Here is a 23,469-nt window from a genome sequence, read left to right on the forward strand (position 1 = left end):
TGTGATGCGTTTTGCGCAACAAGATTACTTTGTGGCGGACTGCTTCGCGAGAAATCTGTCCAGTTCGCCCGCGAACTTCTTGCCATCGCGCGGAGCGTAGGGCGGCGGGCCGCCGGTCTGCACGCCGGAACTGCGCAACTGATCCATCATCGCGCGAATGGAGAGTCGCTCCTCGATATTTTCCGCGTTCATCCATTCTCCGCGCGGGTCGAGCACATGCGCGCCTTTCGCGAGCGCGGCGGCCGCAAGCGGAATGTCCGCGGTGATGACGAGATCGCCGGCTTGCGCCATTTCGACGATGCGCTTATCCGCGACGTCGAAGCCCGCAGGGACTTGAATGGCGCGCAGCCACGGCGACGCGGGCGTGCGCAGAAATTGATTGGCGACGAGCGTCACGCGTACTTCCACGCGCGGCCCGGCGCGGAACAGAATGTCCTTGACGATGGCAGGGCAGGCGTCGGCATCGACGAAAATTTCCATTGACTGGCGTCCGCTCGAAGGAAGACGCCGATCATACTCCCGATGCCAACGCTCAACGAACGGCGTCGCGCAAGTCGGTGAGATCGCGGCCACGGGTCTCGGTGGACATGGCGACGCCGACGAGCGTGAGCGCCGACAACACGGCGGTGTATGCGCCCATGACCCAGAAGCCGCCGCCCGCGCGGCCAATCAGATAGATGCCGAGAATTGGCGCGAGTCCGCCCGACAACACCGCGCCGATCTCGCGCGACAAGGCCACGCCCGAGTACCGATAGCGATTGCCGAAGAGTTCCGCGAAATGCGCGCACTGCGCCCCGAGCATGCTGTTTGCGCCGATGGCGAGCCCGCCGAACATCGCGAGCGCGACCCACCAGAAGCTGCCGGTGCTCACCATCCACCACGCGGGGAACGCCCAGAGCAGCATGAAGATCGCGCCGCCGCGATACACCGTCTTGCGCCCGAGCCGATCCGACAAAGCCCCGAAAAGCGGTGTGGTAATCACGCTCGACAAAGTAGCGATGAGCGCGCCGCTCGTGCCCACGCGCGCCAGTTCCGCTGGCGGCACGCCGTGCCGCGCCGCCACGGTGCCGCTGAGGAACGCGATCACGATGGTCGTATAGATGGTCGAGCCGCCTTGTTCCGCAAGCCGCATCAGCACGGCCGCGACGACGGTGCGGCGCGCGTCCTTGATGACGAGCCGCATCGGCGAACGCGCGACCTTGTGTCCGCCTTCGAGCGCGGCGAAGGTCGGGCTTTCGCGCAGACGCAAGCGTATCCAGATGGCGACGCCGATCAGCACGACGCTCGCGAGGAACGGAATGCGCCAGCCCCAGGCGAGGAGCGTGGCCTGATCCATCGAGTGCTGCATGATGCTGAACGTCGCCGTCGCAATGCCGAAGCCCGCGAAGATGCCGACGAACGGAAGCGCCGCGAAGAAGCCACGCGTCTTCACGGGCGCGACTTCGGCCATCAAGGTGGATGCGCCCGCCTGTTCCGCGCCCGCGCCGAATCCTTGCGTGAGGCGCAGCAAGACGAGCCCGACCGCGCCGAGCGGACCGGCGGGCAGCAAGCCGACGAGCGTCGTGGATACGCCCATGATCGCGATGGTCAGCAACAGGACGAACTTTCGGCCTTTCCTATCCCCGAGCGAGCCGAAGAACAAGCCGCCGAGCGGACGCGCGAGAAAGCCCACGCCGTAGGTCGCGAAGCTCGCGAGCAGACCTGCGCTCGCGTCGAGCGTGGAAAAGAACACGCGGCTGAAGATCAATGCCGTGGCCAGCCCGAAGATAGCGAAGTCGTAGTATTCGAGCGCGCTGCCGACGGCGCTCGTGAGAATCGCGCGCCGAAGCTGCCTCGCGGAAACGGGCGCGGAAGCGCCGTCGGAAGGACGATCGAGCGGAAGCGCGCCGGCATGCGCCAACGCATCGTGGTGGGACGTCATCTTCTCGTGTCTCCTGATTCCTGCGCGGTGTCTCTCTGACGACACTCGATCTGAAAGCCGGACGAAAACCGGCATCTTCGGATAAACCCGGTTATCGGTAACCGTCAACAAAATCTAACATGGAGGGATGCCGATCTACAAGAAAGCGTTAATGGGCATTTGCCCGAATGCGCGTAGGCTGTAACCCCGTCGTCAACGTATCGCGAGTACTGTCATGACACCAACGAATAACTCAGCTCCCCAATCCGAAGACGCTCAGAACAAGAAGCGCCTGCGCAGCCGCCGCTGGTTCGACGATCCCTCGAACCCCGGCATGACCGCGCTCTATCTCGAGCGCTATATGAACTACGGCATCACGCGCGAGGAATTGCAGTCGGGCAAGCCGATCATCGGCATTGCACAGACGGGCTCCGATCTCGCGCCCTGCAACCGGCATCATCTGGAACTGGCGACGCGCGTGCGCGACGGCATCCGCGATGCAGGCGGCATTCCACTCGAATTCCCCGTGCATCCGATCCAGGAAACCGGCAAGCGCCCGACCGCCGCGCTCGACCGCAATCTCGCGTATCTCGGGCTCGTCGAAATCCTGCACGGCTATCCGCTCGATGGCGTGGTGCTCACCACCGGTTGCGACAAGACCACGCCCGCGTGTCTGATGGCCGCGGCGACCGTCAACATTCCGGCTATCGTGCTGTCGGGCGGTCCCATGCTCGACGGCTGGTGGAAGGGCAAGCTCGCGGGCTCGGGCACCATCATCTGGGACGCGCGCAAGCGTCACGCCATCGGCGAGATCGACTATGAGACGTTCATGGACGAAGTGTCGTCGTCCGCGCCTTCTGTCGGGCATTGCAACACCATGGGCACGGCGTTGTCGATGAATTCGCTCGCCGAAGCGCTCGGCATGTCCTTGCCCGGTTGCGCCGCGATTCCCGGGCCGCATCGCGAACGCGGCTGGGTGGCGTATCGCACGGGGCAGCGCATTGTCGGCATGGTGCACGAGAATCTGCGGCCTTCGGACATCATGACCAAGGGCGCTTTCGAAAACGCCGTGGTCGCGGCGGCGGCGCTCGGGGCATCGTCGAATTGTCCGATTCACATGATCGCGATTGCGCGGCATATGGGCGTGGATCACACGCTGGATGACTGGCAGCGCCTCGGTCCCGAGATTCCCTTGCTGGTGGACTGTCAGCCCGCTGGCCGCTTTCTCGGTGAGGCGTTCCATCGCGCGGGCGGCGTGCCGGCCGTCATGCGCGAACTGCAGGCGGCAGGCAAGCTCGACACGAGCGTGCGTACGGTCACGGGCAAGACGCTCGGCGAAGACCTGGCCGCCGTCGCAGACGTGGATCGCGAAGTGATTCGCGCGTATGACGATCCGCTTAAGCCGGCGGCGGGCTACGTCGTGCTCTCCGGCAATCTGTTCGACAGCGCGGTGATGAAGATCAGCGTGATCGACGACGCCTTCCGCAAGCGCTTTCTCTCCGATCCCGAGCATCCGAACGTGTTCGAAGGCAAGGCGATCGTCTTCGAGGGACCGGAGGATTATCACGCGCGTATCGACGACCCCGCGCTCGAGATCGACGAACGTTCCGTGCTGGTGATTCGCAATTGCGGGCCGGTGGGTTATCCAGGCGGCGCGGAAGTGGTGAACATGCAGCCGCCCGCCGCGCTCATCAAGCAAGGCATCACGCAGTTGCCGACACTGGGCGATGGCCGCCAAAGCGGAACCTGCGCGACGCCTTCGATTCTCAACGTATCGCCGGAAGCGGCGGTGGGCGGCAACCTCGCGCTGCTGAAGACGGGCGACCGCTTGAGAATCGACTTGCAGAACTACAAGGTCAACGTGCTGATCGGCGATGATGAAATGGCGCAGCGCCGCGAAGCGTACGTGCCTATCGAGTTGCAGAACAAGACGCCGTGGGAAGAGATTTATCGCAGCATGGTCGGGCAGCAGGGCAGCGGCGCATGTCTTGAGCCGGCGCTCGGCTATCAGGACATCATCGAGACGCGCGGCGAGTCGCGGCACAACCACTGAGCCGTAGCGAGGTCCTTACGCGCTTTCTCGCGGGATGACTTCGTAAGGCACACGCATGAACGTGGGCACGTCCTGCCGGTCGGGACGCGCCTGCGCGATTTCGCGCCGCGACGCGTTGGGTGTCTCGGACTCGTCGAGCGCGGCGAGCAGCGATTCGCCGGTGGCGTGACCGATCCCGTAGGCATCGACGGATACGGTGGTGATGGTCGGATAGCAATGGCGCGACACTTCGAAGTCGCCGAAGCCCGCCACCGCAATATCGCGCGGCACCGACATACCGCGCCGATGACACGCCATGATGACGCCGAACGCGTGGATGTCGCTCGTGCACATGATGGCGTCGGTATCGGGCCATCGGTCGAGGATCTGTTCGAGCGCCGCGCCGCCGTGACCCATGGCCGCGCCGTGCGCCATGTCCGTGGTCCAGTCCGTGTGCGCGATTTCGCGGATGTCGTGCAGACCCGCTTCCTTCACGGCGCCGAGATAGCCATTGCGCCGCGCGACGCCGCGCAAATCCAGGTGCGATGCGCTGCTCACGAAGCCAATGCGCCGATAGCCGCGCGCATAGAGATAGCGCATCATCGCGGCGGCCGCGTCCGCGTTGGAGAAGCCGACGACGCGATCCACGGGTTTCGCGGGAATCTCCCAGATTTCGACCACTGGAATGCGCGCCTGTTTGAGCATGGCGCGCGCCTTGGACGTGTGCTGACCTCCCGTGATGACGACGGCACGCGGCTGATGACTCAGGAGCGCGCGGATGAGCGCTTCTTCCCTTTCGAGCAGATAGTCCGTGTTGGCGAGCAAGAGGCGCAGACTGCGCGCCTCGACGACATCGTTGATGCCGCGCACGGTCTCCGCAAAATTCGAACTCGATAACGACGGCACGATGACCGCGACGACATTCGTTCGGCCGGAAGAGAACGCACCCGCGATGGCATCGGCGACATAGCCGGTTTTCAGCACGGCATCCATGACTCGCGCGCGCGTCTCTTCGCTGACGTGCTGGCCTGTCAAAACGCGCGACACCGACATCTTCGACACCCCGGCGATACGCGCGACATCGGCCATGCGCACGGGGGCGGCGGTGGGTGATGTGGGATCGTTGACTGATGTCATGCCGGGGCGTTGCGCGGTGATGATTCGATGGGGGTAATCATACCGGCTTGTGGGGGGGGCAAGTTCGCGTTCAGACGATGAGCGTGACCTTAGCTACTTGAGACTATTCCTATTTGTCAGCCGATCGATTGACGTTCTTTTGTTGCAACCCTAAATTCCTGCGCTAAAAAGCTCCAGGCGCGACGGTTCCATTCGTTGCGTCCAACTGAACGGGATGCGAATGAATGCTGTAACGAAAAAACTGACGGACGCGCTGCAGCATCCAAGCGCGCGACTCACCCAGCGTTTGAGCATATGGGTCGGTACGCTCGAGCTCAATCTCGACGTGCTCAAGTTCAAGGTCAAAGCAGGATTATGCGATGACTACAAGGCGGAGGTCACCGTTACCTCGCCGCGTCTCGATATCAATGGCAAGCTCTGCGTGGGTCGGCGTGCGGGCTTGCAGATCGACGAGCGAGTAGCCGTCCCGTCGGTGAATTATGTCCAGCCTGTCGATCACGAGGCGGCCACTTTCAATGGCATCGTCACGCGCTTCGAACGCATCAAAGCGAGCCGCGACGAGGCGACCTACAAACTCCGGATCGAACCTCGGTTCGCCGCGCTCTGCAAGCGCGTGCATGGCTCGGATGTATTCAAAGACATCACCTTTCAGGAGATGGTGACGCGACTGCTCGTCGACCGGAAGAACATCGATGCCTTCGATATCGAGTTCCATCTGGAAGGCGCGCAAGAGAAGATGGAGCAGGTTGTGATGTACGAGGAGTCCGTGTGGGCCTTCGTGACACGTCATGCAAAACGTCGAGGCATATGCTGGTTTTACAAGCAGGGTCGAGGCAAGGATGGTCAACTGGACACGCTCGTGTTCACGGACAATCCGCGCGGGTACGTGCGCTCGATCGACGTACCCCTGCTCTCTGACTCGGGCATGAACAGCAACTGGCATGAGGCTGCACTCTCCGTCAGCGAGACGCGTACGCTGGTGCCGGCCGCCATCGAGTTGTGGGAGCGCAATTACCGCACGCCGGAAGATCCGCTGCGGGCAAGCGCGAGCGTTTCCAATGAGGCCAATGACCAATCGGTCTTCGGGCGAATCAGCGGTAGCGCGGAATTTCATCTGACGCCTCAGCAGGGTGAGTCGCGAGCACAGACGCGGCGCGATGAGCAGATTGCAAAGCAGGTAAAGCTTTCGGGCAAGAGCAACGCGAAGGGCATGGCGCCAGGCGTGGTGGTCAAGCTGACCAATACGAAGCTGGCGAGCGCTCCGTATGGATTCGTGGTCGAGTCGATGACGATGAAGGGCAGCCGATCGAAACCGGCGCATGTCCGCTTCAAGGCGATGCCCGCGCATCTGGCCTACCGTCCCGACTTCGTTTATGAACGCGACTGGAGATTTCTGAAGGGACCGGTCGTTGGCGTCGTCACGACGTTTGACTCGTCGCCTTATGGCTGCATGGACGAGCATGGCCGATATCCTGTGTTGCCGAAGTTCCTGCAGGGAACGGCTAACACTGACAAGCAGTTGCTGAAGCTGCGGCTGCTTCGTCCGTCTTCGTCGTATCAAGGTGGCTTCCATTCGCCTTTGCTGCCGTCCACGGAGGTTCTGCTTGGTGCGGCGCATGCCGATGTAGATCGCATGCATATCGTCGGAGCGCTCCATGACTACTCGCATCCGGACGTGGTGCACGGCGCCGATGCGATGTTCAGTTACGCAATCTGGCGCGCGCCACTGCTCGGCGCCGAGGTCGTCTTCAATGATCTGCGAGGCAAGGAAAGCGCGCGTATCGCCACGGTCTACAGCCAGACGGCGTTCAATCAGGGCTATCTGCTCAACAGTAAAAAGCTTGCGCGAGGCGAGGGCTTTGAAGCGACCACCCAGGCTTGGGGGACCGTGCGCGCAGCGAAAGGACTGTTCTTTTCGGCCGATGCGGCGGCTGGCGCTGATACGCCGCACCTGGAGATGCCCGCTGCGATCCAGCAATTAAAGGTGGCGTTCGAGCGCGTGACGGCTCTCGTAGACGCGAATAAGCAGGCCAACGCTGACGCGGCTGACAAGGACACGCAGGCGGCGCTCGTGGACGGGTTGAGCCAGCTTCATGATGCCGGGTTACTCGCGAGCACACCGGGCGGCATGGCCTTCGTTACGCCGAAATCGGTCCAGCATTCGGCGGGCGAGAACGTGATTGTCACCGCAGGGGAGCACATGGACGTGAGCATCATGCGGCGGCTGCGCATGGCGGCTGGCGAACTCATTTCGCTGTGCGCGCATAAGCTTGGGATCGAGTTAATCGCCGCGAAAGGGAAGGTCAGGATCGAGGCGCACAGCGACGAGATGGCGTTGACGGCCCTGAAGGACGTCACCGTCACGAGCACGGAGGGCCGATTGGTCCTCGCCGCGAAAAAGGAAGTGTGGATTGGCGCGGGCGGCTCGTACATCAAGATCAACGCTAGCCAGATCGAGAACGGAACCATGGGCGCCATCCTGGAGCGAGGTGCCTCCTGGGACCGACCCGGCCCCGCGTCAATGCAGCCGGAACTCCCGTTGCTGCCCAAGTCCATCTGCATTCCATGTCTGCTTTCGGAATTCTCGCAAGGCGCACTGTTGGGTACGAAATGACACCGAACAACCCAGAACTCGAAGCACAGGCGCTAAGTACGGCGATTCATGAATTTCAGCAAGCCAATCAAGATATTCAGACCTACGCGTTGGTATATGGCGTGGCTTTTCCGCCGCTCTATCGCGAGCTGCGTCAGTGGCTGGGGCAGGACATCAGCAATCAGCGGCTGTCGTTAATTTTCGATGCGCAGTCGGAGGATGGACGCAGTCAGTATGGTCCGTACCTGGTTCGTATCGCGCGAGGGGCCGAGAAGCCATCGAAGCTCCTGACGCGGCTGGCGCACGCCTGCGTAGATGATTACCGCGGCGTGTCGTTCCTGTTCTCTCGCCTGCCAACCGACGATCTGATCTGCGGCCTGAGCGAGCGGCTAGATGCATTGTGCGAGGACGGCAGTGAGTGGCAGATGAAATTTTTCGATACGCGCTCGCTCGCCGTGCTTGACCGCGCTTTGTCTGCCGAGCAGCGTCGGGCGTATCTCGGACTCGCAAAACAATGGTGGTATCTCGATAGGTATGGTGAGACGCAGAAATTGATCTTGGCTGACGAGACTGAAGACTCATACTGCGGTCCACTTCGGCTAAGCGAGCAACAGACTGAGGTCTTTGTGGACGCCGGTTTGCCTGATTCCGTGTTGCATTCGCTGCAGCTGAGCGATGACGATCTCCTCGCTGAGTTCGATGCACAGACTCGCTACCGGGTCTGCGAGGGGATTGTCGCGCAGGCAACAACCGAGGAGTTGCTCAGTCATATGTTGCTGACTAACCGGGTGAGATCGGCTTTGCTCGCAGCACATAAACAAGAGGAACAAGAGGAGCCGAAATCATGCTGAAAAGGCGATTTAAACGTATTGCATTGGCAAGCTTGCTGGCGCTTACGAGTCTCGGGGGGTGCACACAAGATCCATACATGCTCGGAATAATTGGATACAACTACACCGATCGCGCCTTCTGGAACTTCGGAGTGAATGGTCAGGGGGGAGGCAGTGTTGAGCTAAGCACGCCGACTTCTGGCGGTGGAAGTGTTTCCTGCTGCGTCATTATGAGTCGCAAGACAAAAATGCCCTTTTGGGTCGAGGTTGGATACTCAATGGACGCTCTCGAATCCTATCCTTCAAGGAAAATCGTCGATCCGCCCAAGCCAGCCAAAAAAGTACGAGTCGAAGTAAGAGGCTCTATTCCTCCTAATCCGAAATATCTTGAGATTCACTTCTACCCGGACGGTCATATTGAGGCCGCCATATCTGGTTCGGATGGACCCTCGCCGCCGCGATTGAAGCTTGAGCGACGAATGCCCTTTGTACGATAAGAGAATAAATAGCCATGTTGGACATTACTCAGGTTCCTTCCTCGGCTGGTCTGCGGCCGTTGACTTCGAGTGAGCGTGAAAAGCGTGCGGAATCTATGGCTTGCTTCGATGAGAAAAAGCGGCCTGGTACTTCAGACTGTTCCCAATCGCTTTGGATTTCTGTCTTCTTCGACGGTACAGGAAACAATCTTTACATTGACACAGAGAAGTCGGCACATAGTAACGTTGCACGCCTTCATGCGGCACATGCTGAAGATGAAGAAAGGACAGGCACATATCGAATCTATATTAACGGGCTCGGCACACCTTTCCCTGAAGTCGGCGAGATGACAGCGAGCACGCCGGGACTTGCGTTCGCTAGCGGTGGAGACAAGCGTTTGCGGTGGGCAAGGACTCAGTTCGATCAGAGAATCTCCAAAGCGAAAGCTCGCGCGACGAACCCTAAGCAACCGATTCGAATGATCAACGTCGCGCTGTTCGGCTTTTCACGAGGCGCAGCCCTGGCGCGTGCTTTTGCTGTTCGCCTGTCCAAGGATTGCCGACAGGACTCCGCCGGATGGCGCTATCAAGGTTACCCGATCCGGGTGTACTTCATGGGCTTGTTCGATACGGTTGCCTCCGCAGGGTTACCCGCTAGTGCCAAATCCGTCGATCATAGTCCAATCCTGAAATTCGCCACCTACGCCATATCGCCGGCTCTGAGCGTCGGACTTAGTATTGCACCGAAAGATGGTCACTACGATTGGGCGAAAAGCCTAAAGATTCCGGCAATGGTAGAGCAGTGCATTCACTACGTCGCCGCGCATGAGGTCCGCGATTCTTTTCCCTTGGATTCCGTGCGTGACGGAAAGCACTATCCTCCGAATTGTTTTGAGATCGTCTATCCCGGAGTGCACTCAGATGTGGGTGGGGGCTATGCGCCCGCAGAACAGACCAAAGCGCTGGAAGACGCGGAAAAGCTAAGTCAGGTGCCGTTGCTACACATGTATCGTGCGGCTCGAACTGCAGGCGTACCGCTGCGATCTTTAAGCACGCTTGGTGCAAAGGTCCAAGCGTCGTTTAGTCTTTCTCCCAAGACCGCGGCTCTGTTCAATCGATATCAACGGCGCGCTCGAGCCGCCGGACCACTTGAGAAAGCTGTCTCCGATCATCTTTTCCCGCTTTACGTCGCACGTAGTCACCTCTCCAAGCTGACCAACGATTCCGCCGCACGCGCACGTCTGCCTAAGGCAAAACAAATACTTGCAAAGACAAATAACGGCGACTTGGTGCCAAAGCAGGACGAGCAACTACGTTTTATCACCAAAGGCGGTCTTGCGATCAATAGTGCGACGGCGGAAGCAGAGACTAAGAAACTGAATGGGAAGACCTTGACCCTGAGGGAATTGACGTTGGCCCGTGCTTATGAAGACGTGTCTTTAATCATCGGCGAACCAAGCGACGCGCAAGCTGAACTCGATTTTTTCGACTACTTGGTACACGATTCTGTAGCCGGCTTTGGAAACGATTTTTCAAAGCTTCAGAACTGGCGAATGATGTACTTCGGCGACGTTTCCTACATGCCCGAAAACGACTGGAGCATTGCCTCAGCGCGTGAGCGTTCGGATAACACTGAGGCAATTGCATAAATTGGTTCGAAGACAAGTAAAAGGAGCACGAAATGATTGATCTCATCCGTCTTGGCGACGACACCGATCACGGTGGCAAAGTCATTACCGCCTCGAAGACCATGCGCTTCGGCGGTAGCTATGTCGCGCGCAAAGGAGACGAGGTAAGTTGCCCTTTGCACGACATCAAGCCTAACCTCGTCATCGACGGTGACGATGGCACGACCGACGGCGGGGTTCCAGTCGCCCGGCACGGCTTTCGTGCTATGTGCGGCTGTCGCCTTATTTCTAGCTTGCGGTAGACGGATGCCCGTCGTTTTACCCCCGGCAGAGTCATCCGAGACCCGTCCCGAGCCGCCACGGATGATTATTTGGCTGGTGCTTCTTGCTGTTGTCATGGCGGGAGGCGCCGTCTATACCTTCGTCGCGTGGCCCAAGAACGAATCGACGCGCACAGCATGGTTCTGGATCCAGCTGTTAGGCATTCCTTTTCTGATTTGGGCGCTTGCCTACGGATTGCGCTGGCTCTATCACGAACAGGAATGTGATCGGATCGACGCAGTGAACGAAACACTGCGCGCAGACCGAGAAAAAGCAGTGGAGTTTGCCCGCGATCCGCTCGCGGTGCTCGGCTATGCCTATCTAACTGGCGCCGGCACGTCGAACATGGCGAGGCTCATTGCGGAGCCTGCGAACACCGCCGAACTGCCGGCAGGGGAAATCGCAGTCTCGGTTAGCAACTACAAGGAACTGCCGCTGGTCGGTGACGACGATGATCCATCACGCTATCGCGCCTGCTTCGGAGATCTGATCGAGGCGATGGTCGATGTAGTCCGGAAGATTCCCCATGACGCGCCATTTGCCGTTCGTCTGCAGTTGCCCAAGGAGGCGGATCGTGACACCTCGCTTGCGGCATGGCAAGCTTGTTGGACCGCCGCGAAACTTCGACCGACCACTGCCATTCTGATCGAACCCGAACAAGGCGTGATGGCGCTGGATGAATGGCTCGATGTCCGAGGTGGGCCAAAGTTGGAACGGTTCGTCCTTTTTGCTGCTGTACAGCTTCGTGAAGCGCCATTCGACGACAGCACCGAAGCTGCGGTCGCCTTGCTGCTGTCATGGGCGCCGCTCGCCTATCGTTATGAGCTTTGTCCGCTTGCAATACTGCACCGGCCGATCGAAGGTGAGTCGGAGGAGTGCAGGGCTGTACTGACAGCCCCTTTGCGGTTTGGGCACGCGACAGGCGATCAAATTAGTGATCTGTGGGAAGCTGCTCTGGAGTCTGACGAGAAATCAACCATTTCCCGAGACATTTCAAGCTTGGTGGCCGGCGTGTCAAAGACTGAGAAATTGTCCGGTATTCACGACGTTGACAAGACATTCGATCGCCTCGACGGCGCGACCGGATGGCTCACGCTCACGCTCGGTATCGAGCACGCGGCGGATACCAAGCGCCCACAACTAATGGCATGGAGAGAAGGCAGGTTTCGCGTTGCAGTCGCGCAGCCGGGAGGCCAGACATCGACACGCGACGGAATAGAAATTGCCTAAATCTCGTTATTGGATTTTTGTGGGAGCGCTGACCGCGCTCGCTTCACTTTACGCTTGGTCCCATGGCTCGGAACTCGATCCATCTGCTGCCCGAAGGGTGATTTTTGTGTGCATGATGGGCGCGATCGTACTCAGTGCACGGGGCGCGCTGTCAAGCACATGGCGCTTGACAGCGCGTTTTGCCCTGCAGCGCAAGCAGGAGCAATTCGAACGCGATCCGCTCGCCCGGCTGAGTGCGGCCGAGACGGTGCGCAAAGAGTCTGTGCCGATCAAACGGGAAGCACTGAAATTAGCGCTTCGCGACCGCCATGGCAGGTGCTGGCGGTACCGCGATCGCTGGATTCTTGTGAGTGGCGACGAGTCGATCGTCAAACGCCTTGCGCCAGGGCTTGCCAAGAACGGCTATGAGATCACCAGTGGTGCGGTTCTGATTTATGCGGCGCAGACAATTGATTTTATCGATGCCGACTGGCTCGACCAGATCCGTCGGTTCCGTCGCCGACGGCCCGTAGATGCGATCGTAGCCGTGATGTGCAATCGGCATTACAAGGACGCTCCATTTGATTCGGAAGAACTCGCACAGCGGCTCACGCGTCAGGCTCGGACGCTGGGCTGGGCGGCGCCTGTGTATCTTGTGAATGCAACGGATTTCGAGGACAAGCTCCCTGTCTCGGAGGAGGCGATTGGCATTCTTTGGTCCGATAGGCGTCTGAAAGCCGATGCGGTCGAACCCTTGCTCAGCGCGCTTGCTCATCGTCTTGCGGACAGTGGTGTAAGACGCCTCGCTCAAGATGCCCACGATCGGTATGCGGCGCAGGTATCGCAACACATCAGCGAGTTGCATGTCGGGCTGCTCAACCTCGTTTTACAAACCGCTCAGTCTCGCCTTTGGCGTCACCCGGTGCACGGGCTGCTCTTTGCTCCGCTCTTTAAGGAGCGGGAGCTAATCGCATTTCAGCGCGGCGAAACGCAAGACGGCGTGGTGCCGCGCCAGCTCGAGCGACGCCTCATTTGGCAGACCGTTGCAGAACATAATGCAGCACCCTATGGACGTCGGGTGGGGTTCTACTGGCCCAACGCGCTCGCGGCCCTGGTAATGGTTGGAGCGATAGGCTGGTGCGCGGCGCTGACCGTCTCGTTCATCGGCAATCGCTCCGTCATGGCCGATGTACGGGCCGCGGTCGACACGGCCCTTGCCACGAAGCTAGGCACGCCGGCAGCGATACGCGCTCAACTCGCCCTGCAACAACAAATCGACACACTGGAATATCGCCAGCAACATGGCGCACCGTGGTACATGCGTGCAGGCCTGAATCACAACGATCAAATACTCGCTGCGCTCTGGCCGACCTATGCAAGCATCGCGGCGCGCAACCTGCGCGATCCGTCCACCCATCAACTCGAAGCCACGCTCACGCAACTCGCTCAGTCTCGCGCCGACGCACTGCCCAGCACCGAGGAGCAACAGCGCGACTACGACGCGCTCAAGACGTATCTAATGCTGGCGCAGCCTCAACATGCAGACGCTGCCTACCTCGCCAAGCAGTTGCCGACCACGTGGCCCGCAATCGCCGGCATGAGCACGGGCGAATGGCTCGACACCTCGCAACGGCTCGCGTCGTTCTACGCGTCGCACTTGCGTGCGCATCCCGAATGGCGCATCAATGCGTCCAGCGATCTGACCCAGGCGTCGCGCAACATGCTCGTCAATCAGATCGGCCTGCAGAACTCCGACGACACGCTCTACCAATCCGTGCTGGAGCAGGCGAAGGGCAAATACGCCGATATGTCGCTCGTGACGCTGATCAACGGAGCGGACGCACGCGGCTTATTCACGACGACGCAAACCGTACCGGGCATCTACACGCGCGCCGCATGGGACGGCATGATCGGCGAGGCAATCGACAAGGCCGCCAAGGAAGGGCGCGTGGCGGCGGACTGGGTGCTCGCCGACGAACGCGCCGCGCGCGTGCCGGGCGCGGCGCTCGAAGCGCATCAGGACATCGAGGAAGTGAGGCAGCGCCTGCGCGCGCGCTATTTCGCAAGCTATACCGCCGCGTGGCAGGCGATGCTGAACAGCCTGCAATGGCAGAATGCGACCAATCTAGGCAGCGCGATCACGCAGCTCACGCGCTTGACCGATGCGCAGACCTCGCCGCTGATTGCGCTGATGAAATCGGTTCAGTATCAGGCACAGGCGGGACGTCCCTCGCAGGCGCTCTCGGACACGCTAGTGCGCAAAGCACAGGACCTGATTGGCAACAAGACAGGCATCGCGAGTGCTCAGGAAGTCAATCCGCTGGACAAACCTTTCGGCCCGCTGCTCGCGTTGATGGGCGATGACGTGGTGACAGGCACGGCCAGCAAGTCGAACGGCAAGCCCACGAAAAGCGTCGCCGACTTCAGCGGCGTGAGCCTCGCGCACTTCCTGACGGTGGCCACGACCATGCGTCTGAAGCTGCAGCAAATCGCCACCAGCACCGACGCCCAGGCGATGGCCCGACAGATGGCGCAGGCGGTGTTTCAGGGCAAGCTTTCGGAACTCACGCAGGCACGCGACGATGCCGCGCTTACTGCCGCAAGCCTCGGCTCGCAATGGTCGGGCTTCGGCGACGCGCTGTTCTCGCGGCCCCTCGACGTGGCGTGGCAAACCATTCTGCAGCCGGCTGCGGCCAGTTTGAACGAGGCGTGGCGCTTGTCGATCGCCGCGCCGTTTGCGAGCAGCTTCAACGGGCACTACCCATTCTCGGACACCGACGCAGATGCCTCGTTTGCCGAGCTGGGTCGCTACATCAAGCCCGACACCGGACTGATCTCGCGCTTTGTGACGACACAGCTCGCAGGCACGCTTCAGCCTGAAGGCAATGCGTGGGCGCCGAACGAACTCGCGCCACAAGCATTGCAGTTCGATCCGGAGTTCCTCTCGGCACTGCGCCAGTTGTCGACGCTCGGCGCGCAGTTGTATGCGCAGGGCGATGCCAGCTACCGGTTCCAGCTCATGCCGCATCCAAATCCGGACGTCACCCGCAACATCCTGAGCATCGACGGCGCGAAGATCGAGTACTTCAATCAATTGGAGACATATACCTCGATTGTGTGGCCGGCGATCGGGCAAAGCGGCTCCAGCGGCCAGAACGGCCGTGTACAACTGACGTGGGAGTCGCTCGACGCGGGAGCACGCATTGCTTTCGCCGCCAACGGTGACTGGGCATGGCTGCGCTTGCTCGCTACTGCTCAAGTCAAGCCGCTTGACAGCATCACCTATGAGCTGACCTTCAATCAAGGCAACGGTTTTCCTCTGCAGTACGACCTCAAAGCGCAGGTCGGCGCGGGGCCGCTCGATTTGCTCAAGCTGCGCGGCTTCAAGATGCCGCAGCGCGTGTTTCTCGTCGGCAAGGGTGTGATGATGCCCGCCGGCGGACTGTCCTTGCCACCTCTGCCGCCGGAGATGCGACCATGACCGCGCCTTGGAAGCATTCCGCGCTTGAGCACGAGAATCCGTTTCTCGAATACTTCGACGCGGAAATGCGCTACTTGCGCGCCGCATCGGGCGAGTTTGCCAAGGCCCATCCTGATGCTGCCCGTCGTCTGGGTATGCGCTACGGCGAGGTGGGCGACAGCGTGCGCGCCACCTTCGAGGGCTTTTCGCTGCTCATGGCGCGTTTGCGCATGAAGCTCGACGATGGCGGCCCGGAATTCACCGAAGCGCTGATCGACAATTTGTACGAGCATGCGGCGCGGGCGATTCCCTCGCTGTCGATCATCGAATGCTCGCCGCTTGGACACGGCACCGAGAGCGCGGTGCAGATTCCTGCGGGTGCCGTGGTGCGCTCGGCGCCTGTCGGTCCCGATCAGATAAAGTGTCTCTACCGGACGACGCAGGCCGTCCAGCTACTGCCACTTTCAGTCGAGGACGCGGAGGTTGCGGTGCGCGACGGCGGGCGCACAGTCATCCGCCTTACCTTCCGGCTGTGGCTCGGCGAGCAGCGCGAGGCTACGGACCTGTCGCGCATTCGGCTGTATCTGCACGGCGAGCGGGCCGCCGCGGCCGCGCTCTATGCGGCGCTAACGCGTCAGGTCACCTCGATTAGCCTGCGCTTGCCTTCGGTGCGCAATGGCGAGTTGCAGCCGCTCGAGGGCGTTCAATTCGAAGGGGCGGGCTTTGGCCCGACTACGCGGCTGTGGCCGGTCACCGAGCCCGAGCGCGACCGAGCGCTGGACCGCGAGCAGACGCTGCTGGAATACTTCGTGTTTCCGCAGAAGTTTCACTTCGTCGATCTGTGCGGCTTCGACGCCTTGATGCTGCCGGCGGGCGAATCGCAGATGACGTTTGAAATCGAACTGAGCGGGCGCGTACCGGGCGATTATCCGGTGTGTCGCGAGAGCTTCCGTCTGTTCTGCACACCAGTGATCAACCTGTTCGAAGTGGATGCGCTGCCGCTGCGACCCACGGACTGGCATGATCGCGAACATCGCGTTCAACCCGGCGTGGCGGGGCACGTCGAGCCGTATCACGTGCTCGCAGTGACCGCCGCAGATCCGGAGGACAGCGCACGTCACGCATATAGCGCCTTCACGAGCTTTCGCCATCGCGGCTGGACGCTGCAGTACGAGAAGCCAGAGCGCTATTTCCATACCTCGATGCGTTTGGGCGTGACGGGCCGGGAGCTTTGGCTGACGCTATCCGGGCAGTTGTGGGAGCGTCTCCACGCGGACGCTGCGCACGATGAGAACCGTCCGCAACCGGATCGCCATCTGACGGTGAGGGCACTGGCGAACAATGGACGCTTGCCGCGCATGGCGCTTTCCGAGGCGACGATCACCGAGACAGTGTCGGGCTTTACTGGTATCGCGTCGGTGCGCAACCTGAGCGCGCCGACGCTGCCGTTGTATCCGCCGCGCCATCACCCGGAGTACGACTGGCGCTTGCTCGGCCATTTCACGGCGGGCGGCGCGAATGAATTGAACATGATCGGGATGGTGGGCGCACCTGCATTTCGCGAGGCGCTGGAGCTTTACGACTGGTCGCCTGACGACAGTACTCAGCGGCGCATCGATGCTATCGAAGATGTGTGGTTGGCCGAGCATGAGTCGGTGGGCAAAGGACATATGCGACGCGAGGTTCGCGTGTACGTGCGCCTCGACGCTAGGGCATTCGACGGGCCGGGTGACGCAGCGCTGTTCGGTGATGTGCTAAGCCGGTTCGTGGGCCGCTATGCAAGTTTTCATCATGCGATGCGGTTGGTGCTGGACGTCGAGGGTAAGCAGACCGTGTATCCGGTGATGGAGTTCGAGGGGGCGCCATTCTGATTCGCGTTACCGCAGCGCGTCAATCACTACGGTCGTCGCCCGCGTCGTCTGCCGGCGGCTTGCACAATACCTGTGTTGTCTGGAATTGTGGCGTGGCGCTGCCGGTCGACGACGGCTTCGTCGCACACTGTCCGTACTTGCGTGAGAGACCGCTTCAAGCCGCTCTCCGCACTTCCCTTTCCGCCGCGAACCTGACCACCACAACCAGCCCATGCGGTTCCGCATCCCTTAACACAACTTCCGCGCCGATCCGCGCCGCCACCGTGGCGACGATCGACAAACCAAGACCCGAGCCTTCGGTATCCGTGCCGAGCACGCGATAGAACGGATCGAACACACGCTCCCTTTCTTCCGCCGCAATGCCGGCGCCGGAGTCCTCCACGCGAATGAACGCGCGGCCATCGATCACGCCGGCCGATAAATCCACGCGCCCATCTTCCGGCGTATAGCGGATGGCGTTATCGACGAGGTTCTTCAGCAAGATCGAAAGCTCGGCCTCGGGCACGTCGATCACCACGTCATCCTCCGTACTCGACACGCCGATGTCCAGACGCTTCGCCTCGGCAAGCGGCATCAAATCCTCGAGCACGTTGCGAAAAACTTCCTGTACACGCAGCCTGCTCGGCTTGCCCACGGTCTTGTCCTGCACGCGCGCGAGCGTGAGCAACTGATTGAGCAGCGCACGCGTGCGCGCGAGACCTCGCCGCAACGAGAACAATCGTTCGCGCGCGGCGGCGGGCATCTCCGAGGCGTCGAGGCGCTCGGCTTGCAGCGAAAGCGCCGTTAGCGGCGAGCGCAGTTCATGCGCGGCATCGGCGACGAAGCGGCGTTGCATCGCCAGCGAAATGTCCACTCGGATCAGCATGCGATTGATCGCCACGACGAACGGCGTGATCTCGGAAGGAACCGTATCTTCCGTGAGCGCCGAGAGATCGTGCTCGGGACGCTGATCGAGATCGCCCGCCAAAAGCGCGAGCGGACGAAACATGCGGCGCACGAGCCAATGAAGCGTGATGAGCAAAACCACCGCGAGCGTGCCGAACGGAATGACGGTGGCAAGCGCACTGTTGCGCGCAATCTCGTCGCGCCCCATGGTCTTCTGTCCGACCACGACACGCACGCCGTCTTCGAGCGTCTTCACGATGATCCGCCAGCGCAGGCCAGCCACGTTCGCATACTGAAGGCCGTCCCGCAGGTCGGCGGAGAGCGCGAGCGGCGCGCGTTCATCGAGTGTCTGAATCACGATCTTCGATGCGAAGTCCACACCCGGCACATCGGCAAGCGTTTCGCGGCGCATGACGGCGAGACTGCGCGGCGTCACGAGCGCGGTGATCTGCTTGAGCTGCCCGTCCTGCAACTCGTTCGCCTCGTGAAAAGCCGTCTTGAACGCGATGAAGCCGCCGATGAGCGCAATCGCCACGATCAACACCGACAGCCATGCCGACAAACGAAACTGGAGCGAACGGTTCATGTCTGCTTCGAGACCATCCAGCCCACGCCGCGCACATTCTTGATCGCCTGCGCGCCGAGCTTCTTGCGCAGCGAATGAATCAGGAATTCGACGGCGTTGCTTTCGACTTCCTCATTCCAGCCGTAGATGCGGTCTTCGAGTTCCGTGCGCGAGAGAATGGCGCCGGGGCGCAGCATGAGCGCCTGAAGCAACGCAAACTCGCGGCTCGACAGACGCGTGACGTTGCCCGCGGCCGTGACTTCGCGCGTGGCGGGATCGAGCGAGATGATGCCGTTCGACATGACGGGCGCCGCCTGACCGCTGCGCCGCCGCACCACGGCGCGCATCCGCGCGAGCAGTTCGGACATCTCGAAGGGTTTGAGGATGTAATCGTCCGCGCCTGCATCGAGGCCACGAATACGCTCTTCCACCGCATCGCGCGCGGTGATGATAAGTAACGGAACCAAATTGCCGCCGGCCCGCACCGCGCGCAACACGTCGATGCCGTCCTTGCCCGGCAAGCCCAGATCGAGCAGGGCAACGTCGTAGCTGTGCGTTTCCAGGCTCGTCAACGCAAGCCGGCCGTCACGCACCCAGTCGACGGCGTAGCTGCCGTCCTTAAGGGTGTCTTGCACAGCTTCGCCGATCATGCGGTCGTCCTCGACCAGCAACACCCTCATGCCATTTCTCCGTGGGCTCACCTTCGCCCCCGCGCGCAAAACATCTGCGAAAAGGGCGGCAAAAGCGACTTTACACCGAGTGAGAAGGGGGATGGGGACATCGGCATGGAGGATGCGTCTTCTTGACTGAGTCTGAAGTCTCGAAGCGTAGACTTAGCTGGTGCTTAGGAATAAAAGACCAGGCGAATCGTTTGCTCGACGGGCCATGCCATCCGCGAAAACCCGCATCGCCGCCAATCCTAAGTTTGAGCTAAGTCTCGGCTGCAACGGTGTCGCTCTGCACGGAATCATCGCCCGCCCGTTCGCCCATAAGACAGACATGACCACCACCGCGCCCACGAAAAAAGCCCCGCGACGGCCGCCGTCCGCCGTTCTCGCCCGCCCGTTAGCGTGGGAACATTACGATCTCTCGCAATCGAATGTAATGTTCGAACGGCTCCCCGCGCCGGGCGAACTCGCGCTCTGGCTCGTGCCTACCGAATTCCGCTTCGTGTCCGCATCGAACGTCGGTCTTTGGCTCACGGTCGCCGAGCGCAAACGCGCGCGCATTCATCCAAACGCGGCGGTGGGACGGCGCTTCGGCGTCGGACGGGCGACGCTTCGGCTGCTGCTTTCCGGGGTGCTCGCGTGCCGGCAACACGAAGTGAAGCTGGAGGAAGGGCCCGAGGAACGCATCGTGGTGGCGAATCTGCGCGATGGCCAGTCGGTCGGCGTCGACATCGCTTATTGCGGTATCTGGATCGTCATTGCGATGGCGGCTGACAGAGTAGGGCTGAAGATAGCGCCGAATCTGTTCGCGCCGCGCGATACGAAGGATTTGTTCGCAGCCGCACGAGCGCGCGCGGAACGCGGTGAGGTGCGATCGCTGCAAGAGCGGGCCGCGCAGGAGACGACATGGCATACGCTGCCGCTGCTCTTGCCGGGCGAAGCGCGTGGCGCTGTCGTGCTCGAAAGACCGTTCGAACGCGTGCGAGCGTTTGGCTGGGAGCGTCCGTTCGATGCAATTTGACCAACGGCGCTAAGCGTCCGCTAAGGAATCGATTGTTATTCTGCGGAGACTCACGGCTCTCACGGAATACTTCGACATGCAAATCAATACGGAAACGCAGGACCGACACGACCTCAAGGTGCCCGCCGTCACGCTCGGCTTCTGGCTCATCAAGATCGCGGCGACGACGCTCGGCGAGACCGGCGGCGATTGGGTCACGATGTCGCTGAATCTCGGCTATCTGGTGGGCTCCGCGATTTTCGCGATCCTGTTCGTCGGCTTCGTCATGGCGCAGGTGCGGGCGAAGGGCTTCCATCCGTCGTTCTACTGGATCACCATCGTCGCGACCACGACGCTCGGAACCACGCTCGCCGACTTTGCCGATCGCTCCGTTGGGCTCGGTTATCCGGGCGGCGTCTCGTTGATCGTCGTGTGCCTGGTGCTGTGCATCTTTCTTTGGTATCGCGTGGAAGGAACGGTCGCGGTGTCGAGCGTGACCACCCCGCGCGCCGAATGGTTCTACTGGATCACGATCCTGTTCTCGCAAACGCTGGGCACCGCCGTCGGCGACTGGCTCGCAGGCGACGATCGCGGCGGTCTCGGCCTCGGCTACGAAGTGAGCGCGCTGATTTTCGGCACGCTGCTGCTTGCGGTGTGCCTGATGTACTTCTTTACGCAGATTTCCCACACGCTGCTCTTCTGGCTCGCGTTCGTGCTGACGCGGCCGCTCGGCGCCACGCTGGGCGATTTCTTCGATAAACCCGTCGACCAGGGTGGACTCGCTTTCAGCCGCTTCACGGCTTCGGTCGTTCTCATCGTGGCCATGGTCGCGGCTGTGTGGATCACGGATCGAGTCGATAAGCGCAAGGCAGCGGCGTATCCGTGACCTGAGTCACGCAAAAAAGAATTTTGACGCGCTATCATCCGGGAAAACCCGTATTTGTCCGAGTGCCGGCGATCCCGGCCGACGACGAATCGGCATTGTCCCTTTGCATCGGCGCCGGCCAAAAGCCGTGTCCGATCTCCGACCGGATGTCGACCCATGATTGCGATCGTCTTTCGACGAGCGGCTGACCGCCTGCTCGTAGCAGATCCCGGCCTCGCGCGCTTCGTCACGGCGCTTCGTGCGACGCTCGCCACGTTGATTAGCGTCTTCATCTGCACCGAAGTGGCCGCGCGATTCGGGTCACCGCCGGTGGTCGCCGGACTAGCCGTGCTGTTCTGCATGATCGCCCCGCTGTTCTTGCGCGATCACACGCTGCACGGCTGGTTAGTCTCCCTCTCTTCCCTCTATCTCGTCGCCGTGTCGAGCTTCGCCACGGCGGCCGCGCTCGATGTCGTGCCGTTCGTCGCCGATGCGGTGTTCATCGCGCTGCTCTTCGCCGGCATGCTGGTGCAGGCTTGCGGACCTCGAGCGCTTGGCAGCGCGCTGATCGGCATCGTGGCTTTTTACTTTGGCGTGTATCTGCATCCATCGTCGAACGAGGCTGCTTTGATCCTCGCGCTGTCGATGGTGGCGCCGTGCGTGATCGTGTGCGTCGCGCGCGGAATCGTGCCGCAACGCCGTATCGCCGCGATACAACTGGCGATTCGCACCGTCGCCTTGCGCGCAAGAGACGTGCTCCGCGAAACGCAGCGCGCGGGGCGCATGCACACGGCGTTGTCCTCGATGAACGAAGCGGCCATCGCCTTCGAAGACCGGCTCGCGCTTCTAGACCCGGACGACGCCGGCGCGCTGCGCGAAGCGCTCGTGGAACTCGAAGTCGCCGCAGGCCAATATGTCTTCGATGCAACGAGCCGCCCCGCACGCGAAAGCGCCTTCCGCTCGGCGATTGCGAAGCTCGAAGGCATCGAGACGACGGATTCGAAGCGCAAGAACGCGCCGCCGCCGCGCAAGAGAATCGACATGAGCCAGCTACGCACGAGCCTTTCATGGCTGCCCGCCTTGCGCACGGGCGCGGCAGCGCTGATGGCCATGCTCGCGGGTCACGTGCTCTCGTCGGAGCGCTGGTTCTGGGCCGTCATCACGGTGTTCGTCGTGTTCCTCGGTACGCGTTCGCGCGGCGACACGCTGTATCGCGCCATGCAGCGCATTGCCGGAACACTCGCGGGCGGACTGGTCAGCGCGCTTCTGGTGACGAGTCTGCACGATCAGCCCGCCGCGATTGCAGCCGCCATGCTGCTCTGCGTTTTCGGTTGGGCGTACTTCATCATGAGCGCATACGGGCCGGGCGTGTTCTTCATCACCGTGCTCGTGGGTCTGGTCTATGGCGGTCTCGGCCTTGCCGTGCAACCGCTCGTCGAACTGCGGATCGAAGAAGTGGCCATAGGATGCCTCGCCGCCTTGATCGCCGCGTTCACCGTCAAGCCGCTCGATACCACGAGCCATATCGAGGCGCGCTTCGTCGGCGTGGTCGATGCCTTGATCGAAGGCGTGAGCGCGGCTTCAGCCAATGCGGATGAAAACCAGGGACGTGCCGCCGCCGCGGTCAGAGCGCTGGATCGTCAATGGCACGACTTCCGCGTTGCATTGCGTCCGCAGCGCGTCTTTGTTTGGGAGCCGCGTTACGAGCAGATCGCCGGAGCCTTGCAGTGCTGCGTCCACAACGTGCGCGCCATGCTCAGCGAGCGCTCCGATACGCGACAGGATGCAGGCAGCGAACACAGCTTCGGCTCGGTGATGGCGCGGCTGGAAAGCGTACGCGCGCGTTATGCACGGCCGATACGTAACACGCTGCCTATCGATACCCGCACCAGCGATGCGCTCGTCTCGCTCGATGGCGCCGTCGCGATGCTTGCGTCACGCATTCGCGATGCGCAAGCCAGCCGCGATATCTCCGTCACGTGGCGCACGCTTGCTTCGTTACGGGCGCGAATCGGCTTCCATTGAGGCA

The 23,469-nt window shown here is 61.4% G+C and carries 18 protein-coding genes; 12 read left to right on the plus strand and 6 right to left on the minus strand.

Going from position 1 to position 23,469, the window contains the following annotated elements:
• Positions 1–24: 24 nt before the first annotated feature.
• Positions 25–480 (minus strand): YaiI/YqxD family protein, encoded by a 456-nt coding sequence (locus NCR98_RS20810; RefSeq protein ID WP_250527141.1) that lies wholly within the window; start codon positions 478–480, stop codon positions 25–27.
• Between the two features lie 52 nt (positions 481–532).
• A complete protein-coding gene (locus NCR98_RS20815) occupies positions 533–1,921 on the minus strand; it encodes an MFS transporter (RefSeq protein ID WP_250467818.1) in 1,389 nt (462 codons plus the stop codon).
• Between the two features lie 214 nt (positions 1,922–2,135).
• On the opposite strand from NCR98_RS20815, the gene NCR98_RS20820 reads away from it, so the two are divergent.
• Positions 2,136–3,953: an IlvD/Edd family dehydratase gene (locus tag NCR98_RS20820; RefSeq protein WP_244831110.1), complete on the plus strand. Its 1,818-nt coding sequence runs from the start codon at positions 2,136–2,138 to the stop codon at positions 3,951–3,953.
• 15 nt (positions 3,954–3,968) lie between these two features.
• Here NCR98_RS20820 and NCR98_RS20825 read toward each other — a convergent pair whose 3' ends face one another.
• On the minus strand, positions 3,969–5,069 hold the full coding sequence (locus NCR98_RS20825) for a LacI family DNA-binding transcriptional regulator (RefSeq protein ID WP_404989374.1): 1,101 nt from the start codon (positions 5,067–5,069) through the stop codon (positions 3,969–3,971).
• Positions 5,070–5,289: 220 nt separating this feature from the next.
• Here NCR98_RS20825 and NCR98_RS20830 point away from each other — a divergent pair, with 220 nt between their 5' ends.
• From NCR98_RS20830 to NCR98_RS20855, 6 genes are read left to right on the plus strand one after another with little or no spacing between them, the layout of a single operon-like run.
• Positions 5,290–7,683, plus strand: coding sequence for a DUF2345 domain-containing protein (locus NCR98_RS20830; RefSeq protein WP_250527142.1), 2,394 nt, complete (start codon positions 5,290–5,292; stop codon positions 7,681–7,683).
• The gene (locus NCR98_RS20835; protein WP_250527143.1) at positions 7,680–8,513 is read left to right on the plus strand and encodes a DUF4123 domain-containing protein; all 834 of its coding nucleotides are present in this window, start codon (positions 7,680–7,682) and stop codon (positions 8,511–8,513) included. Before NCR98_RS20830 ends, NCR98_RS20835 begins: the two co-directional genes overlap by 4 nt.
• The gene (locus NCR98_RS20840; protein WP_250527144.1) at positions 8,507–8,989 is read left to right on the plus strand and encodes a DUF3304 domain-containing protein; all 483 of its coding nucleotides are present in this window, start codon (positions 8,507–8,509) and stop codon (positions 8,987–8,989) included. The genes NCR98_RS20835 and NCR98_RS20840 overlap by 7 nt, the downstream gene beginning before the upstream one ends.
• A 14-nt stretch (positions 8,990–9,003) precedes the next feature.
• Positions 9,004–10,617 carry a T6SS phospholipase effector Tle1-like catalytic domain-containing protein gene (locus tag NCR98_RS20845; RefSeq protein ID WP_250527145.1) on the plus strand — a complete coding sequence of 538 codons (1,614 nt, stop codon included), beginning with the start codon at positions 9,004–9,006 and terminating at the stop codon, positions 10,615–10,617.
• Between the two features lie 32 nt (positions 10,618–10,649).
• On the plus strand, positions 10,650–10,898 hold the full coding sequence (locus tag NCR98_RS20850; RefSeq protein WP_250527146.1) for a PAAR domain-containing protein: 249 nt from the start codon (positions 10,650–10,652) through the stop codon (positions 10,896–10,898).
• 4 nt (positions 10,899–10,902) lie between these two features.
• Positions 10,903–12,147 (plus strand): KPHS_23130 family T6SS system protein, encoded by a 1,245-nt coding sequence (locus tag NCR98_RS20855; RefSeq protein WP_502799780.1) that lies wholly within the window; start codon positions 10,903–10,905, stop codon positions 12,145–12,147.
• A gap of 289 nt (positions 12,148–12,436) precedes the next feature.
• Here the strand turns inward: NCR98_RS20855 and NCR98_RS20860 are convergent, their stop codons facing one another.
• Entirely contained in the window at positions 12,437–12,991 is a 555-nt protein-coding gene (locus tag NCR98_RS20860) for a hypothetical protein (RefSeq protein WP_250527148.1), read from the minus strand.
• A 213-nt stretch (positions 12,992–13,204) separates the two neighbouring features.
• Here NCR98_RS20860 and NCR98_RS20865 point away from each other — a divergent pair, with 213 nt between their 5' ends.
• Complete coding sequence (locus NCR98_RS20865) at positions 13,205–15,607, plus strand: ImcF-related family protein (protein WP_250527149.1); 2,403 nt, start codon at positions 13,205–13,207, stop codon at positions 15,605–15,607.
• Positions 15,604–17,457, plus strand: coding sequence for a type VI secretion system baseplate subunit TssF (gene tssF, locus NCR98_RS20870; RefSeq protein ID WP_284503894.1), 1,854 nt, complete (start codon positions 15,604–15,606; stop codon positions 17,455–17,457). The genes NCR98_RS20865 and tssF overlap by 4 nt, the downstream gene beginning before the upstream one ends.
• Before the next feature lie 154 nt (positions 17,458–17,611).
• Here tssF and NCR98_RS20875 read toward each other — a convergent pair whose 3' ends face one another.
• Together NCR98_RS20875 and NCR98_RS20880 are read right to left on the minus strand one after the other, a co-directional pair.
• Complete coding sequence (locus tag NCR98_RS20875; RefSeq protein ID WP_250527150.1) at positions 17,612–18,928, minus strand: ATP-binding protein; 1,317 nt, start codon at positions 18,926–18,928, stop codon at positions 17,612–17,614.
• Positions 18,925–19,587 carry a response regulator transcription factor gene (locus NCR98_RS20880; protein WP_244831123.1) on the minus strand — a complete coding sequence of 221 codons (663 nt, stop codon included), beginning with the start codon at positions 19,585–19,587 and terminating at the stop codon, positions 18,925–18,927. The genes NCR98_RS20875 and NCR98_RS20880 overlap by 4 nt, the downstream gene beginning before the upstream one ends.
• A gap of 424 nt (positions 19,588–20,011) precedes the next feature.
• On the opposite strand from NCR98_RS20880, the gene NCR98_RS20885 reads away from it, so the two are divergent.
• The 3 genes from NCR98_RS20885 to NCR98_RS20895 all read left to right on the plus strand — a co-directional run bounded on the left by NCR98_RS20885 (position 20,012) and on the right by NCR98_RS20895 (position 23,465).
• Complete coding sequence (locus NCR98_RS20885) at positions 20,012–20,596, plus strand: 4'-phosphopantetheinyl transferase family protein (protein ID WP_244831124.1); 585 nt, start codon at positions 20,012–20,014, stop codon at positions 20,594–20,596.
• A gap of 76 nt (positions 20,597–20,672) precedes the next feature.
• Positions 20,673–21,461 carry a COG4705 family protein gene (locus NCR98_RS20890; protein WP_244831125.1) on the plus strand — a complete coding sequence of 263 codons (789 nt, stop codon included), beginning with the start codon at positions 20,673–20,675 and terminating at the stop codon, positions 21,459–21,461.
• 156 nt (positions 21,462–21,617) lie between these two features.
• Positions 21,618–23,465 carry an FUSC family protein gene (locus NCR98_RS20895; RefSeq protein ID WP_250527151.1) on the plus strand — a complete coding sequence of 616 codons (1,848 nt, stop codon included), beginning with the start codon at positions 21,618–21,620 and terminating at the stop codon, positions 23,463–23,465.
• Positions 23,466–23,469: the final 4 nt, after the last annotated feature.

Origin of the sequence: Caballeronia sp. GAWG2-1, from assembly GCF_023631405.1 — a bacterium.
Lineage (GTDB): Bacteria > Pseudomonadota > Gammaproteobacteria > Burkholderiales > Burkholderiaceae > Caballeronia.

Coding starts and splice junctions, on each gene's coding strand:
- NCR98_RS20810 (WP_250527141.1), bottom strand. CDS start 480: ATGGAAATTTTCGTCGATGCCGACGCCTGCCCTGCCATCGTCAAGGAC.
- NCR98_RS20815 (WP_250467818.1), bottom strand. CDS start 1,921: ATGACGTCCCACCACGATGCGTTGGCGCATGCCGGCGCGCTTCCGCTC.
- NCR98_RS20820 (WP_244831110.1), top strand. CDS start 2,136: ATGACACCAACGAATAACTCAGCTCCCCAATCCGAAGACGCTCAGAAC.
- NCR98_RS20825 (WP_404989374.1), bottom strand. CDS start 5,069: ATGACATCAGTCAACGATCCCACATCACCCACCGCCGCCCCCGTGCGC.
- NCR98_RS20830 (WP_250527142.1), top strand. CDS start 5,290: ATGAATGCTGTAACGAAAAAACTGACGGACGCGCTGCAGCATCCAAGC.
- NCR98_RS20835 (WP_250527143.1), top strand. CDS start 7,680: ATGACACCGAACAACCCAGAACTCGAAGCACAGGCGCTAAGTACGGCG.
- NCR98_RS20840 (WP_250527144.1), top strand. CDS start 8,507: ATGCTGAAAAGGCGATTTAAACGTATTGCATTGGCAAGCTTGCTGGCG.
- NCR98_RS20845 (WP_250527145.1), top strand. CDS start 9,004: ATGTTGGACATTACTCAGGTTCCTTCCTCGGCTGGTCTGCGGCCGTTG.
- NCR98_RS20850 (WP_250527146.1), top strand. CDS start 10,650: ATGATTGATCTCATCCGTCTTGGCGACGACACCGATCACGGTGGCAAA.
- NCR98_RS20855 (WP_502799780.1), top strand. CDS start 10,903: ATGCCCGTCGTTTTACCCCCGGCAGAGTCATCCGAGACCCGTCCCGAG.
- NCR98_RS20860 (WP_250527148.1), bottom strand. CDS start 12,991: ATGCAACTCGCTGATGTGTTGCGATACCTGCGCCGCATACCGATCGTG.
- tssF (WP_284503894.1), top strand. CDS start 15,604: ATGACCGCGCCTTGGAAGCATTCCGCGCTTGAGCACGAGAATCCGTTT.
- NCR98_RS20875 (WP_250527150.1), bottom strand. CDS start 18,928: ATGAACCGTTCGCTCCAGTTTCGTTTGTCGGCATGGCTGTCGGTGTTG.
- NCR98_RS20880 (WP_244831123.1), bottom strand. CDS start 19,587: ATGAGGGTGTTGCTGGTCGAGGACGACCGCATGATCGGCGAAGCTGTG.
- NCR98_RS20885 (WP_244831124.1), top strand. CDS start 20,012: ATGTTCGAACGGCTCCCCGCGCCGGGCGAACTCGCGCTCTGGCTCGTG.
- NCR98_RS20890 (WP_244831125.1), top strand. CDS start 20,673: ATGCAAATCAATACGGAAACGCAGGACCGACACGACCTCAAGGTGCCC.
- NCR98_RS20895 (WP_250527151.1), top strand. CDS start 21,618: ATGATTGCGATCGTCTTTCGACGAGCGGCTGACCGCCTGCTCGTAGCA.